Below are 14,934 nucleotides of genomic sequence, written 5' to 3'. Positions count from 1 at the left end.
AGGGAGGTCCACCGCGGTTCGATCCCAGGGAGGTCCACCGCGGTTCGATCCCAGGGAGGTCCACCGCGGTTCGATCCCAGGGAGGTCCACCGCGGTTCGATCCATCTCTATTATCATATTTTGCGTGGTGTGAGCGAGCTTGTCGCCGTGAGAATTAGGAGCCGGCGCAGGGGAAGCCGGCCACCCGCCCGGCGATGCGGCATTGCTCAGCGACCACCGTCGCCGCCGGTTCTCCGGCGTGTTGACTTGGCCGCGCCCACCGGCAGGGGATCATCGATCATCGTTACCACGGGTTTCGCATTCTCTTGGTTCGGGCCCCCAAGTTCGAGTCCCGCCCTGGATCTACGATCCGGGCGTGTCTGAAGTCGGCTCCCCGATGGGCGTCGGTCGCTCGACCCGCGGAGTACAAATCGAGCGAATGCTCGATAGCAGCAGGGCTCGTGATGGGTGCTTCTGCAGCTAGTTCGCGTGGCGAATCGGGGTCCGTCCACATTAGGAAACCGATGCTCTTTCCCCTGAGCTACGAGGGCCTGCGGCCCACATCGCACCGACCATCGGAGGACATGCGGAGCAAATTTCGCGCACCTGCGGCCGGCGTGCCCGGCGATGACCGCGGGTGCCAGGTGCTGGTCTCGGGGTGTCACCCCGCTCGCGGAGCACATCCCGAGCACTCTGAACAGGTGAAGCGTCTTCGCTGGCCGAATTGACCTTTCCGAGGGTTCAGGCGATTGTTCGAGCACCGGTACCGCGGGGTGCGCCTCCAGCGGCAGCGTTGCCGGGCATCTCGCGCACGAGGTGTCCCGGCGCGTGGCTCGTTCGCTACGTCGGATCGGTGGCGAGCTGGTCCCGCCACTCCTCGAATCGTTTCCGCATGGCGGCGATGTGATCAGAGGGTGCCTCGTAGGCCGTGAAGCGTCGATCCGGGTAGCGGTGCAGCATGGCGAGGAGGTCGGCGAAGATCTGCCGGTCGAACCCGGCATCAGCTTCCTCGGCCAGCTCGAGCACCCGTTCACGGGTGTAATAGCCGGTCATGATGGCGGCGTCGACATCGAGGAAATCACGCGGCTCGGCCCGAGTGAACAGGGCAGACATCTTCCCGGCGACGACGTCGTCCATGTGAAGTACCGGACCGATGTCCATCACCACCGGCGGCAGGGAGCGCCAGTTCGCGGCCAACTCGACCTTGTAAGGCCGCTCAGGTGCGGCGGGCTCGGTGACGGCGAGCTGGGCGAAGGTTTCGAATTGTCGAACGATGTCGACGGCGTATCCGGCCGCGCGGTAGCCGTCGATGACGGCGTCAACCGCTGCGGCAAATTCACCACGGCGTTCCCAGGCAGTGAAAAGGTCAATGTCTTCGCTTGGGCGGTCAAGGATGCCGTGCGCTTGGACTGCGTACCCGCCGGCCAGTGCGAAGCCGTAACGCCCGGCTACTCGGAGCCCGATCTCCGCGAGCCGCAGATGGCTTGGATCCATGGTCAGCCGGCGAGCGCCTGCGGCGGCGCGGCCAGGTCCGAGAAGCGGGCCTGCCACAGTGCCCGCAATCGGGCAGGAAGCCACAGAGACGGCCATACCCGGCGCAGGATATCGGCATCGAGCCAGCGATTGAGGTCCTCGGCGCTGGCCGCCTGGTTCAGGACGGTCTGGTACATCACCTGGAGGTCGCCGGGATCATCGAGGTCGTAGGTGCTGTCACCGGACCAATCCAACGATCGATCGAGAGTGACGTGACCGCCGGTCGGCCCGTGTAGATCGGCAAGACGCGACGGCACGACGTAATGCCGCTGGTCCACATACCGCGAACCGCGCGGCGGGCGGTCGATCGTCGCCATCTGCTTTACCTCCTGAGCCGATGATACGGCCAGAAGTTCTGTTCGACTTTGATGTCCGCGAGGGGTCACGCGATGGTTCGTGCCTCCGGAACCGCGAGGTGCGCCTCCCGCGGCAGCGTCGCCGGGCACCACGCGCACGAGGCGCCAGGCGCGTGGCTTGTCGCCGCTACGGCGGCCGCGCAGCGACAGCCGCCGCAGTGCCGTGCGGCTCCTTCAGGCGCGCCTCGCAAAGTGCGAAGAGTGTTGCGTGGCCGCTGGAAGTCCGACCTCCGGCGCATGGGGTGGATCAAGAGCCGCTACAGCGGAGTGAGCTCATCGGGTATGCCGAAGCCTGTCGGCCGAGGCGTGGTCTGCGCTGTCGTACGCGGCGGCGACCGACCGCAGTGCGTCGGCGGTCTCGTGCGCCGAGGTGGCCGCGGTGATCATGCCGTCCGCCATCGCCTGCTGAAGCTGGTTGAGCAGGGTCGGCACGAACTGGCACAACTGCCCGTGGGCCCCGGTGTCGGTCTGGACCGTGCGTCCGGCGTCGGCTGCCGTGGTGAGCCCGTCACCGATGGAGTCGACCGTCCTGGCATGCGCGCCAAGGGCGGTCGAGTCAACCTGGAACGCCGGTCCACTCACTGGTGCTCGCCGGTTGGTTCGGTGGGCGGCCTGAGTCGTCGGCGCAGTGCCTCGGCCAGGGCTCGACCGGTCTCGCTGTCCAGGCCGACTGTCTCGACCGTGGCTTCCTCGAACTTTCTGAGCAGGTGGTCCTTGGCCGCTTGCAGGGTCTCCATGATGGCGGATGCGGTCGCCGCCGAGGATTGTTGCCGAGTCCGTTCGTCGAGACGCAGCCGAACGAGCTGGCCCTCCGCGCAGACGGTGACCTCAACCAGTCCGTCACGGCTTCGCGCGGTCGCTGACAGAGCCGATGCCCGCAGCGCCAAGGCGCGCTTGCTCGGCGCGGTCGGCTATGGACCGCTCCCAATCGCCAATCCGCTCCAGCGCGCTGTTGAGCGTGTCGTCGCCGAACATTCCTCGCATGCTAGCGAGCCCACGCAAACCATCCGCGTTTCTTCAATGACGCTGCGTGACTCGCGTGAGGTCATTCGGTCAGCAGCATGCTCGGCGTCGCCGGGCACCTCGAGCAGCACTTGCCGGGGAGTGCCTCGTCCGGCCCGCCGGTACGGCAGTCTCCAGCCAACTTAGGTGTTCGTAGGAGCTGACGAATTCGTTGTGAGTGTGCGAGAAGGTATGCAGCCGGGCCTTCGGCGCAATGAGCGCGCTGGCGGCGGCCGGGAGGTTCCTCGTTGAGTACGTCGCGTACGGCGCCTCTTGCTGCGCGTTTAGAGTGGGTTGCTGACTCTCGCGAAGGGCGACGATGGCGAAGCTGGTCCTTTCTTCAGAAGAAGCGGTGCTTTGCGAGTTGGTCGGGGTCCGCACCTTTCTTCAAGCCCGAGCAGTGCTGAACGACGGGGAGATCGTCGACCCGGCCGTTGATGGATCCGGTCGGGCGGTCGGCAAGGTTCGCGACGGCGGCGAAGTGGCCGGCGAGGTCGTCCCGGGCGTGACGCCCACGCTGAGAGGTGCGTGCAGCTGTCCCGATGCGGGATGCGTGCATGTCGTGGCATTGCTGATCGCCGCTCATCAGGAGGCCGTGGTGAAGAAGCCCGCAGCGCCGGCCCAGCGCCGACCGAAGGCGAGCCAATGGGAGTCCCAGGTGTCCGCCTGGGTGCGTGACATCGCCGGGACGCAGCCGGTTCCGCAGCCTGCGGATCCCGGTTTGGGGCTGCAATTTGAGCTGGTGAACGCCTACGTCTCGCGGACCAGGAAGACCCAGCAGCGGATCTCGATGCGCCCGGTGCTGCCGGGCCGCAGGGGCTGGGTGCGTACCGGGATCGGCTGGCACTCGCTCGGTTATGCCGGGGGCGGTTCGCCGGACCTGAAGCACCACCGCCAACTGCTGACCGAGATCGTCAAGTTGTCCGGCTCCCATGCGCACTACTACGGCGGCAGCAACGCGAACATCTTCATCGACGAGTTCGGCAGTCGACGTATTTGGGACTTGTTGGCGGAGGCGCAGGAGTCCGGCCTGCCGATGGTGGAGTACGGCAAGAATGCCGGGCCGGTGGTCGTGGCACGCCGCCCGGCGCGAGTGTCGATGCGAGTGGACCGGGTCGACGGCGACCTGTACTTGCAAAGCGTGGTGCAGGACGACGGCATGCCGGTCGACCTGGAGAGCGCGATGTTCATCGGCGAGCCGGCGCACGGCATCGTCTCGTGGGGTGTGCGCGGTGAAGCGGATCCGGCTGGTCGGGCCATGAGGCTGGCTCCGCTGGCCCGTCCGCTTCCGAGTTCGGCTCGTAAGGTTCTGAAGGCGCCGAGTATCCGGATTCCGGGCGACCACGAGGAGCGGTTCTTCGCCGAGTTCTTTCCGGGCCTGGTCCGGCAGGTGGAGGTCGTGCCGGCCGGACCCGCCGTGACTCTGCCCGAGGTGGGTGCTCCGACCCTGACCGCGGCATTGAGTGCCGAACGCCGGCAGCATCTGCGATTGCGCTGGGAGTGGGTGGTCGAGGTAGCAGGCGTGCGGCATGGCGAGCCGCTCTGGTCGCCGACGTTGTCCGACGAGGGCGCCGATCTGCTTCAGCGGGTGGGCGATCTCGTCGTTCCCAGCCTGCTCGAACCCGGCCCACTGGGTCCACGGCTCGCCTCAGAGTCAGTGCTCGGCGGTGACGAGATGATCCGCTTCTTGAGTACGGTGATCCCCGCGCTGGCCGAACTCGGGGTGTCCGTGATCGAGCCCGACGACGGTTGGAACCTGCAGGAAACCGAGGCGGCGCCGATCATCACGTTCACCGGCGCCGCCGAGGCCGGCGAGCAGGATTGGTTCGACCTGTCAGTTCGCGTCGAGGTGGGCGGCGAGCAGGTCGACTTCGAGGCGCTGTTCGTGGCCCTCGCCCGGGACCAGGAGTTCTTGATTCTGCCCAGTGGCGCCTATTTCGGCTTGGATCGGCCGGCGTTCCAGCAGCTGCGCGATCTGATCACGGAATCGCGAGCGCTCACCGACAGTCCGCCGGGAGTGCTGCGGGTCGGCCGGTTCCAGGCCGGGGTCTGGGACGAGCTGGCCGAATTGGGCGAGTTGGCCGGTCAGGCCGCAGATTGGCAGCGTACGGTGGCCGCGCTCACTGACTCGGGCGTGGCCCTCGACCAGCCGGTGCCCACCGAGGTACACGCCGAGCTGCGCCCGTACCAGGAGGAGGGCTTCCGGTGGCTGGCCGCGTTGCACGACAACGGGCTCGGCGGCATCCTCGCCGACGACATGGGTCTCGGTAAGACACTGCAGGCGCTTGCTCTGCTGTGTCATGCCCGCAAACACGGCCGCTTCCTGGTCGTGGCGCCGGCCAGCGTCGTTCACAACTGGGCGGCTGAGGCGGCCCGGTTCACTCCCGATCTCGAGGTTCGGGCGATCACCTCGACTGCGGCCCGGCGAGGGGTCGATCTCGCTGAGGCGATCGAGCAGGCCGACGTTGTGGTCACGTCCTACACGCTGTTCCGCCTGGAGTACGACGATTACGCGGCATCGGACTGGGCCGGCCTGGTGCTCGACGAAGCGCAGTTCGTGAAGAACCCGCAGTCGCAGGCATACAAGTGCGCTCGCCGTCTGCCGGCGCCTTTCAAGATCGCCATTACCGGCACGCCGATGGAGAACAATCTGGCCGAACTGTGGGCACTGTGTTCGGTCGCTGCCCCTGGTCTGTTCCCTCGGCTCGATCGGTTCACCGAGTATTACCGCCATCCGATCGAGCGTGACCGCGACCAGGACCGGCTGGCCCAGTTACGGCGCCGGATCCGCCCGCTGGTGCTGCGCAGGCGTAAGAGCGAGGTGGCCGCCGACCTGCCGGCCAAGCAGGAACAGGTGGTCGAGGTCGACCTGTCGCCCGGTCATCGCAAGGTTTACCAGCGCTACCTGCAGCGGGAGCGGCAGAAGGTGCTCGGCTTGCTGGGTGACCTGGAGAAGAATCGCTTTGAGATCTTCCGCTCGCTGACCTTGTTGCGGCAGGCCAGCTTGGACGTGGCGCTGGTTGACGAACGACACCGCACCGTTTCTTCGACCAAGCTTGATCTGCTCGTGGAGCAACTCACCGACATCGTCGCGGAGGGCCACCGCACTCTGGTGTTCAGCCAGTTCACTCGCTTCCTCGGCAGCGCTCGCGATCGGTTGGAACAGGCCGGCATCACCTGCGCGTACCTGGACGGCTCCACCCGCGACCGCAAGCGCGTGGTGCAGGAGTTCAAGACGGGCGCCGCGCCGGTCTTCCTGATCAGCCTCAAGGCCGGCGGGTTCGGCTTGAATCTGACCGAGGCGGACTACTGCATCCTGCTCGACCCGTGGTGGAACCCCGCGACGGAAGCGCAGGCGGTGGACCGGACTCACCGCATTGGGCAGACCCGCAACGTGATGGTCTATCGCCTGGTAGCGCGGGACACCATCGAGGAGAAGGTGATGGCCTTGCAGGCCCGCAAGGCCGAACTGTTCGCCGGTGTGATGGACGGCGGGGAATTCTCCTCTGCCGGACTTACCGCGGCAGACATTCGCGAGCTCCTCGGTTAGGAGCCGAGGTGGGGAACTGGGCCCAGCCTTCGCGATCACCATCCGTCAGGCATCCTGCTCCGCGAGTGGTACGCGACCCTGCTTGCCGTGGCGGCCTCAGCAACTGATCCTGTTGGTCAACGAGGAGACCCTGCTACCGGTGTTGACGCCGCTGGTGCCGGGCGCCACCGCGCCCGCTCTACCGCCGCCGTGTCCGGCCGGACCGTGAACTCGAAGCCTTCCTTAGACTCATCCAGCGCCCGGACTCCTGAACCGACCGATCGTCACGTGAAGCTACCGAGCCCTTACTGTCTTGCCCTTTCGGCTCGATCCTGACCCGCTCTCCAAGCCGATGGCAGTTCGGCCAAGGTGCGTCTTGGGCCTCGCGGCTGCGCCTGTATGGGAGCATGGTAGATGTGTGAACGGTAGCCTTTGAGATGCTTCTGCGGTAGCTTTGCAGCATGCTGCCGTATCAGCTGCGGGCCGTCGATCAGGAGCTGGATGAGCTTCTCGGCGGCTTGCCCGCAATCAGCCTTGAGGGGCCGAAGGGTGTCGGGAAGACCGCGACGGCCCAGCGGCGCGCTGCCACCGTCTTCGCCATGGACGACGCGACGCAGCGGGAGCTGCTCGCGGCCGATCCGCAGCGCCTCGACCGCGCCCCGGCGCCGGTTCTCATCGACGAGTGGCAGCGCGAACCGGCAGTCTGGGATTTTGTGCGGCGCAGCGTCGACCGTAATCCCGCACCGGCTCGGTTCCTGTTGACCGGCAGCGCCACTCCCACGTCTGCGCCGACACATTCCGGAGCCGGGCGCATCGTCCAGCTCCGGATGCGACCGATGAGCCTGGCCGAGCGGGCCCTGGCTGAGCCGACGGTCAGCCTGGGGGAGTTGCTTACCGGGCGGCGGCCGGCCGTGGGCGGAGGCACTGCGCTGAGCCTGGTCGACTACGCCGAGGAGATCGTGCGCTCCGGATTCCCTGCCATTCGTCAACTGCCGCCGCGCGCTCGCCGGGCACAGCTCGACGGCTACCTGAACCGTATCGTCGAACGAGACTTCCCCGAGCAAGGCCACTTGGTACGTCGCCCCGATACCCTGCGCGGGTGGCTGGCCGCGTACGCCGCTGCGACGGCAACTACCAGTTCCTACAACGCCATCCTGGACGCGGCTACACCCGGCGAGACCAACAAGCCGGCCAAGACGACAACGACCGTGTACCGCGATGTGCTGTCGCAACTGTGGCTGCTTGATCCTGTGCCCGGCTGGCTGCCCAGCCGCAGCGCTTTCAGCAGACTCGGCGCCGCACCGAAGCACCACCTCGCCGATCCGGCACTGGCCGCCCGGCTCCTCGGTGTAGACGTACCCGCCCTGCTCGACGATTCAGCACCGGCCACGGCCGTACGCCGGCCCGGTCCCCTGTTGGGAGCTTTGTTCGAGTCGCTGGTGACGCTCAGCGTGCGGGCCTACGCGCAGGCAGCCGAAGCCACAGTTCATCACCTACGCACCTGGGACAGTCGGCACGAAGTGGATCTCATCATCCAGCGCGCCGATCAACGAATCGTGGCGCTCGAGGTGAAGCTGTCTCCGTCGGTGAGCGATGACGATGTCCGTCACCTCACCTGGCTGCGCGGGCAACTCGGCGACGACCTACTCGATGCGGCGGTCATCACCACGGGGTCTGAGGCGTACCGCCGCACTGACGGAATCGCGGTGATCCCGCTCTGCTTGCTCAAACCCTGACAACCGGCGGATGGGCCAGCGGAACGATCCTTGTATAGATAACTTGTCATTCAGCGTCGGTAAGTCATGGACCCTATCCATGGGAGAGCTGTCAGGGCTCCCGTCGACCTTCACGATCGGGCAGGCGCGGGCCGCGGGTGTGCGCCCACGCGATTCGAGACGGTGGCGAGTTGCTGCGACCGCTGTGCTGAACTCGTCGCGGCGGTTCCAGCCGGTGAACAGATCGATGTCCTCGCTGGGCCGCTCAAGAAGGCTGGCTACCTGGACCGCGTATCTGCCGGCAAGGGCGAAGCAGTATCGCTCAGCGCCGCAAGCCCCGTGCGAGCGAGCCGTTCGTGAAAGGGATCCACCAGCTACGCGGCGTTCGTGTGGGCGGCTGCGAGTTCTGGGAAACGTTCTTCCCGGCGCCGCCGGAGCTGTGGTGGTAGCCAGATCGTCGGCCAGAGTCGGGAAAGCAGTTCACCGTTGAGCCACATGTGCAAGTCGTCGACGCTGCCGGCCTCCGCCAGCACCGCCTTGTACATGCTGGACAGACGTGCGGGCCGACTCAGTCACATTCGGCATGGCCGGACCAGTCGAGGTGGCGCGACAACGTGATCACGCCGCCGATGGCCCTTTCAGCGCGGTGAGCGTGTCGGCCAGGACCGCCATGAAACACCACATCGCCAACACCGCCCCGGCCACCACGGCCGTGGCTTTCAAGCTCGCTTCGACGCTGTCCACACATCTGCATCGCGGTGAACGCCGAGTGTCACCAGGTTCGAGCCCAGTCCGGCGGAGGCACGACCGGCAGATCGGGCTCGCCGGTTATCGGTTCGAGGGCGTACAGGACGGCCAATTCGTCGCTGTCGGGATCGGTCTGTACGCGTCCGTAGCTGCCGTCCGCGGCGACGAGGAACCAGTAGTCGGGGGCTGGGCTGCCGTCGTCCAGCAGTGCCCGGGTGTGGGCGAAACGGCAGATGGCCCGGGCGAGCTCGAGTTCGTTCGCCTTGGTCAGTTCGCGAAGCTTGTCGCCTGCGCTGAATTCATGTCCGAACTGCCCGTCCGCCGGGGTGATCACGGCTACGGGGTCAGCTCCCGGGTGGTCGTTGAGCTTCTCGTACGGCCCGGCGTACACCGACGCCAACGGCACGTTGTAAATGGCGTGCAGCGCCTGCCGCAGCGCTTCCGCGGGCGTTTCGCGGTCGAAGTAGATTCCGTAGGTCATGCTTCACCTTTGTAGCTCTTGTGGTACTTGAAGACCTCAAGTGCCGTCGGCCAGTCAGCGTCTCTGATGCTCGGGTCCCGGCGTAACGCATCTCGGGCCGCGCCGATGTCGCCGTCGGCGCCGATCAACTGCTTGAGTACCTTGTATTCGGACCGCGACAGATTCACGAGGCCGGGTCCCGAGACCGGAAAGACCGTCCCGGTCGATTCCACAGCGTACGTACGGCCGTTGATCTCATAGCGGCTGGTCTCGTCGACCCACGTCCCTCGACCTGCGGAGATGCCTTCCAGGTCCGCCGCCACGTCCGTGCCGGGGAGCACGACGGTGTTCCTGTCCTTGGCAGGGCTCTTCGGCCGAATGTTGTTGAGATTGTGGCGGCTGTTGGGCGGCTTCAACGGGATCTTCGCTGCCGGCCCCCTGACCGGCTCCGCGTCTCCGGGTGCTGAGGCGCTCGACGCGCCCGCGTTGCCTGGCCGACCCCGTCGGAGGGCCTCGGCGATCCGGCGTTGGGCCGCGGAGACGCTGTCGTCGCCGCCGAGGCCTCCGCTGGACGGTGGGCGTCGGGGAGGCCCGCCTCCGCCGCCACCGCTTCCCGCTGTGGTCGACCAGCGCCGGCAACCTGTTGCAGTACGAGGAGCTGCCCGAGGCCCTGGAGTATCGCCAGAGCCTCACGCACGCCCGCAAAGGGCTACCAGCCGCCGACCCCGGCTAGGACTCGTTCTACCGGAACCGGCTTGCCCAGGTAGAAGCCCTGGCCGAACGGGACGCCGCAGGCGACCAAGGCGTCTCGTTGGGCGGCCGTCTCGATGCCTTCGGCAATCACGGTGCAGCCGTGCTGCTCGGCGAACTGGACCAGGGCACGGATCGCGGCCTGGCGGGCCGTCTCGTGTTCGATGCCGTGCAGGGAGTCGAGGCCCAGTTTGAGGAAGGCCGGGCGCTGCGACTCGATGACGGACAGGGTTTCGTAGCCGGTGCCGCGGTCGTCGGCGGCGATCGGCACTCCGAACTGGGGCAGGTCGGTGGTTTCGCCTACCTCGAGCACCAGCGGGCGGCGGGACTCGGCCAGCAGCGGGGCCAGGTCGTGGGGGCGGTGCAGCAGATCCTGGGAGACGTTGATGGACAGCCACGTGCCGTTGGGCAGGGACGCGGCCGAGGTGATGGCGGCCTGGACCAGGGCGGCGTCGAGGGCGACGTGCATGCCTCGGTCGGCGGCTGCGGCGAGGGCGTCGCGGGGGTTGCTGCCGTCGGCGAAGCGGGTCAGAGCCTCGTAGCCGGCCACGTGGCCCGTGATCATGTTGTAGATGGGCTGGAAGACCGTGAAGAAGCTGAACTCCTCGAAGGCGTGCGCCTGGGACGAGGTGGAGGAGGACTTCCAGGTGCCGGCTTGATTGCGCTGCAGCCGTACGGTCGTCTGGCCGGCGGTGGCGCCGTGCTCATGGCGGTAGTGCAGCACCTGCGCCCAGTCGCCCAAGGCTGCGGGCTGGGGAGTGACGGGACGCGAGGAGCGCGATGAACGCGATGCGCGGGAGGTGCGGGATGAGCGCGGCGTCACCGGGCGGATCAGCCAGTCGCGCAGGTGGGTGAAGAGGTCGACGACCGTGTTGCCGAGGCCGACGAAGGCGATCATCGCGTACAGCGAAAGCGTCAGGTTCAGCACCGCGAAAACGAGGTTGTTCCACAGGTGGTGCTCGATGTCGACCCACACCGTGTAAACGCAGAGGGCGATCAGCGCCAGCGGCAGAATCAGGTAGCTGCTGGCGGCCGTGGTGCGGTTGCGGACCTTCGGCGTACGTTTGAAGGCACTCTTCTCCCCGGTCAGCAGCTGCAACAGCGAGGCGATGCTGCCGGACAGGTTGACCGGCAACAGAATCAGGTTGAAGCCGTAGATCCTCAGCATGTCCGACCGCTTGTAGCCCAGGTGCTTCAGATCGGCGGCCATCATGAAGAAGTACGGCACCGAGATGAGCAACAGGATCGGGTTGAGCAGGCGGCTGTTGAACGGGTACGCCAGCATGACGACCAGGCACACGGAGCTCCAGAAGATGGACGCCATGTAGTTGACCCGCAGGAAGTACTCGCCGAAGCGGTTCTTGTCCTCGCGTTTCGTCTTCGCCCGGAACTGGTCCTTCAAGCGGCTCAGAATGAGCAGCCCGCCGTTGGCCCAGCGCTGCCGCTGAATGCACAGCGAACCGAAGTCCGGCGGCGTCGCGCTGTAGGCCAGCCGCTCGGGATAGTTGTGCAGCAACCAGCCCCGTACGCCCAGGTCGATGGTCGACTCGGTGTCCTCGATGACCGTACGGTCCTGGATGTACCGCTTGATTTCCCAATCGCCCTCGTACGAGACCTCGCAGATCTCGTCCAGGGCCTTCTTCCGCAGCACCGCGTTGGCGCCCACCCAGAAGGTCGCGCCGTAGTGGGTCATGCCCTGGTGCACGATGTATTGGATGTCGGTCGTGGCGCCCGAAATGCGCTCGATGCGCGTCGCCGAACCGGGATACGAGCTGTACGGAGTCTGGGCCACCGCGTGGTGCGCGTAGGCGCCCTGCTCGAGCAGGTGGACGAGGCGTAGCGCGTACTCGGGAAGCAGAACGCTGTCGGCGTCGAGGGTCAGAACGTAATCCGGGTTCGGTACGACGAGATCGGCCCGGTTGCGGCCGGCCGTCACGAGCGCGGTGCCCAGTGGCGTACTCACCTCTTGATAGGCGCCGCCCATGAGCCCGATGTAGCTGTTCAGGTTCATGGCCTTGTTCGGCTCGTGCGACAACGACACGTACTTCTTGCGCTCGAAGCTCGTGACCTGCGCGTCGAAAATGCCGAGCAGCCGCCGGTACAACTGGTTCATCCGTGCGACTGGCAGCGTCACCTGCTCGTCGGCGCCCTTGTTGAGCGCACCCGAGATCTGGCCCAGTTCGACGGCGAGGGGTTGCAGGATGTGCTCGACGAAGAACGTGTCGGTGTGGTCGACGATTTCCTGCCGCGCGCCGAGGTCGTACAGCCAGTCGGAGGCGAAACGGTATTCGTCGGCGAGCCGGCGCATGTCCTCGAGCACCACCAGATAGCCGCCCCGGAAACGCACCTGCTCGTCGAAGTGCGCGTACGCGTTCGACACCCGGTGGAACGGCATCTTCAGTTCGGCCTCGATCTGGCCGGGCAGCGCGCGGGCGGCCAGCAGCATGTCCCGCGCGGCCCGCGTCTTCGGCGCCCGCGGGTCGTCGATCAGCAGCGTCACCCGCAGCCCGGGGTATTCCTGAAGCGCCGCCGAGAGCAGGGTGGTGCGGTTCGTACGCTCATCTTCCTGATACGACGGCACGAGAACGGTCAGGGACGGCGTCTTCCCGCCGATGAACTCGTCGAGCATGATCCGCGGCGCGCGCTGGTGGCCGCGGGCGCGGTAGAAGTAGCCGATCCGCGTGATCAGGTAGGCGATCGCCGACGCGGCCAGGCCGGTGACGACGAGCATGTAGACGATGGCCTCGATCGCGAGCCGCACGCTGGACGCGTGGCCCGCGATGAACTGCTCGATGATCGTGTACGTGATGTAGCACGCCCACACCGTGATGGTCACCACGATCGCGAGGCGGCCGCGGGTGATCCTGCCTTCGGAGACCGGGGGCGGCACGATCGGGTGGGGTTCCGTCCGCCGGTCGGCCCCCCATTGGCGCTGGGCGTCCCGCTTGTGGTGGTCCGCCGGTGTGCGTGGCATGCGTTTTGGAGCCTTTCGGTCCGGATTACGTCCGCACCGCACGGCGGTGCCCGGCGGAATTGTCGTGGCCGGATCGCGATTTGGCGCTCCTAGATCCAGATTGGAAGTGCCGGGCCCGCGACCCATCGGCCGTCCCCCGTTCGCCCGATCGTCAAAGACCACCGGTGTACGCCAGCGTGTGGCGACTCGTACGACGAAAGGCCTTTGATGTCGGACCGCGCCACTGCCGTGCGCCCGGAATACGATCCGCTAGCCGACCCCGACTGGCAGGAACCGGAACAACCCCGCAAACGGCTGTCGTGGACCAGGCTCGGCATTCTCGTGCTCGTGCTCGGCCTGGTCGGCGCCGGCGGCACGTACGAGGTGAAGCACCTGCTCAACACGGCCGGGCCGACCGCGAAATCGTGGGCCGTGCCGTACGTCGACGTCACGCTGACCCCGACGTTCCAGTTCCAGGACCCCGAGGCGAACCCGGCCAACGATGTCGCTCTCGGCTTTGTCGTCGCCGACCCCAAGAGCCCGTGCGCCCCGAGCTGGGGCGGCGCCTACACGCTGGGCGAGGCGGCGTCGTCGCTCGAACTCGACCGGCGGATCAACCAGCTGCGACAGGCCGGCGGCGACATCACGCTGAGTCTCGGCGGCCTCAACAACTCAGAGTTGGCGGTGGCCTGCACCGACCAGGCCCGGCTCACCGCGGCGTACCGTCAATTGGTCAAAAGGTACGACGTGCGGACGCTCGACCTCGACATCGAAGGCACAGCCGTCGCCGACCGGGCGTCGCTCGAGCGTCGCGTGACAGCGGTCGCCACCGTGCAGAAGGAACGGGAGAAGGCCGGCAAACCGCTCACGGTGTGGCTCACCCTCCCCGTCGCGCCGTCCGGCCTCACCGATGACGGTGTCGGCGTCGTCCGCGGCATGCTCGAGGGCGGTGTCGCCCTGCGTGGCGTCAACGTGATGACGATGGACTTCAACAACGGCGACGCGCGACCGGACATGCTGGCGCTGGGCACGAGCGCGCTCAACGGCACCCACAAGCAGCTCACCGACCTGTACCTGCGGCTCGGCCAGAAGCTCACGTCGCCCCAGGTGTGGTCGCGGATCGGGGCGACCCCGATGATCGGCCAGAACGACATCGACTCCGAGCGCTTCACGCTGGACGACGCCGCGGGCCTGGCCCGGTTCGCCGTCGACAACGGCCTGGGCCGCGTCTCGATGTGGTCGCTGAACCGCGACGCCGCCTGCCGGGGCACGTTCGCCAACGTCGTCGTGCACTCCAACACGTGCAGCGGTGTCGACCAGGACGCGCTGGCGTTCTCGAAGGTCTTCGCGGGCCTGCCCGGCAAGGCCGCGGGCAGCGGCCCCGACGACTCGGTGGAGATCCCCGACCGGGCGGTGACGGTCGACGACCCGAAGACCAGCCCGTACCCGATCTGGCGCCAGACCGCCCAGTACGCCGGCGGCTACAAGGTCGTCTGGCGTGGTGTCGTCTACGAGGCCAAGTGGGCTAATTCGGGCGCCGACCCGGCCGCTGCCCCCGCCGCCGGCGCCCAGAGCGCGTGGTCGGTGATCGGCCCGGTCAGCCCGGTCGAGAAGGCGCCTCGTCCCACACCCGCAGTCACCGGAGTGACCAGGGTCTGGACCCCCGGCACGGTTTACCGCCGCGGCGCCCGGGTCCTGTTCGACGGCCTGCCCTACGAGGCGAAGTGGACCACCAAGGACGAGACCCCGTCCACGGAGTTCCCCATCGACGCCGACGACCCCTGGAAGCCCCTCTTCAACGTCCCGGGCGAGCCCGCCACGAACTGAACGGTCGGCTCAGTCAGGCGGTCCGAGTGAGGGGAATCGCCGTCGCACAAGGTGGCCACATCTCGGTCACAATGCACAGCTAT

Annotated in this window: 13 protein-coding genes and 2 pseudogenes; 4 read left to right on the top strand and 11 right to left on the bottom strand. The window is 67.0% G+C overall.

Annotated features, from left to right (window positions below; all coding sequences use genetic code 11):
• Positions 1–819 precede the first annotated feature (819 nt).
• The 6 genes and pseudogenes from LXN57_RS31080 to LXN57_RS48020 all read right to left on the bottom strand — a co-directional run bounded on the left by LXN57_RS31080 (position 820) and on the right by LXN57_RS48020 (position 2,843).
• Positions 820–1,473, bottom strand: a complete 654-nt coding sequence (locus tag LXN57_RS31080; protein ID WP_251801730.1) for a nucleotidyl transferase AbiEii/AbiGii toxin family protein — start codon at positions 1,471–1,473, stop codon at positions 820–822.
• 2 nt (positions 1,474–1,475) lie between these two features.
• The gene (locus LXN57_RS31075) at positions 1,476–1,829 is read right to left on the bottom strand and encodes a hypothetical protein (RefSeq protein WP_251801729.1); all 354 of its coding nucleotides are present in this window, start codon (positions 1,827–1,829) and stop codon (positions 1,476–1,478) included.
• Positions 1,830–2,141: 312 nt separating this feature from the next.
• Entirely contained in the window at positions 2,142–2,450 is a 309-nt protein-coding gene (locus tag LXN57_RS31070) for a type VII secretion target (protein ID WP_251801728.1), read from the bottom strand.
• On the bottom strand, positions 2,447–2,605 hold the full coding sequence (locus tag LXN57_RS31065) for a hypothetical protein (protein WP_251801727.1): 159 nt from the start codon (positions 2,603–2,605) through the stop codon (positions 2,447–2,449). Before LXN57_RS31065 ends, LXN57_RS31070 begins: the two co-directional genes overlap by 4 nt.
• A 3-nt stretch (positions 2,606–2,608) precedes the next feature.
• Positions 2,609–2,755, bottom strand: a pseudogene (locus tag LXN57_RS48385) (YbaB/EbfC family DNA-binding protein); the annotation flags it as partial.
• Positions 2,709–2,843, bottom strand: a complete 135-nt coding sequence (locus tag LXN57_RS48020; RefSeq protein WP_285904693.1) for a hypothetical protein — start codon at positions 2,841–2,843, stop codon at positions 2,709–2,711. The pseudogene LXN57_RS48385 and the gene LXN57_RS48020, both read right to left, overlap by 47 nt.
• Before the next feature lie 346 nt (positions 2,844–3,189).
• Between LXN57_RS48020 and LXN57_RS31060 the strand changes: the two genes are divergently transcribed.
• Positions 3,190–6,420 (top strand): DEAD/DEAH box helicase, encoded by a 3,231-nt coding sequence (locus tag LXN57_RS31060; RefSeq protein WP_251801726.1) that lies wholly within the window; start codon positions 3,190–3,192, stop codon positions 6,418–6,420.
• Positions 6,421–6,860: 440 nt separating this feature from the next.
• The gene (locus LXN57_RS31055; protein WP_251801725.1) at positions 6,861–8,135 is read left to right on the top strand and encodes an ATP-binding protein; all 1,275 of its coding nucleotides are present in this window, start codon (positions 6,861–6,863) and stop codon (positions 8,133–8,135) included.
• Positions 8,136–8,273: 138 nt separating this feature from the next.
• Here LXN57_RS31055 and LXN57_RS48650 read toward each other — a convergent pair.
• The 4 genes and pseudogenes from LXN57_RS48650 to LXN57_RS31045 all read right to left on the bottom strand — a co-directional run.
• Positions 8,274–8,485 (bottom strand): annotated as a pseudogene (locus LXN57_RS48650) (nucleotidyl transferase AbiEii/AbiGii toxin family protein); the annotation flags it as partial.
• Between the two features lie 247 nt (positions 8,486–8,732).
• On the bottom strand, positions 8,733–8,858 hold the full coding sequence (locus tag LXN57_RS48015; protein ID WP_285904692.1) for a hypothetical protein: 126 nt from the start codon (positions 8,856–8,858) through the stop codon (positions 8,733–8,735).
• Between the two features lie 28 nt (positions 8,859–8,886).
• Positions 8,887–9,342, bottom strand: a complete 456-nt coding sequence (locus tag LXN57_RS31050; protein ID WP_251801724.1) for a hypothetical protein — start codon at positions 9,340–9,342, stop codon at positions 8,887–8,889.
• Positions 9,339–9,737: a hypothetical protein gene (locus LXN57_RS31045; protein WP_251801723.1), complete on the bottom strand. Its 399-nt coding sequence runs from the start codon at positions 9,735–9,737 to the stop codon at positions 9,339–9,341. The genes LXN57_RS31050 and LXN57_RS31045 overlap by 4 nt, the downstream gene beginning before the upstream one ends.
• A gap of 158 nt (positions 9,738–9,895) precedes the next feature.
• Between LXN57_RS31045 and LXN57_RS31040 the strand changes: the two genes are divergently transcribed.
• Positions 9,896–10,054, top strand: coding sequence for a hypothetical protein (locus tag LXN57_RS31040; RefSeq protein ID WP_251801722.1), 159 nt, complete (start codon positions 9,896–9,898; stop codon positions 10,052–10,054).
• Here LXN57_RS31040 and LXN57_RS31035 read toward each other — a convergent pair.
• Positions 10,031–13,045 (bottom strand): EAL domain-containing protein, encoded by a 3,015-nt coding sequence (locus LXN57_RS31035; protein ID WP_251801721.1) that lies wholly within the window; start codon positions 13,043–13,045, stop codon positions 10,031–10,033. The genes LXN57_RS31040 and LXN57_RS31035 overlap by 24 nt on opposite strands.
• Before the next feature lie 207 nt (positions 13,046–13,252).
• On the opposite strand from LXN57_RS31035, the gene LXN57_RS31030 reads away from it, so the two are divergent.
• On the top strand, positions 13,253–14,851 hold the full coding sequence (locus LXN57_RS31030) for a chitinase (protein WP_251801720.1): 1,599 nt from the start codon (positions 13,253–13,255) through the stop codon (positions 14,849–14,851).
• The last annotated feature ends 83 nt before the right edge of the window (positions 14,852–14,934 follow it).

This window comes from Paractinoplanes hotanensis (assembly GCF_023717965.1).
GTDB lineage: Bacteria > Actinomycetota > Actinomycetes > Mycobacteriales > Micromonosporaceae > Actinoplanes > Actinoplanes polyasparticus.
Note: the sequence above shows the minus strand (reverse complement) of the source record. Positions and strands in the feature narration are given on the sequence as shown.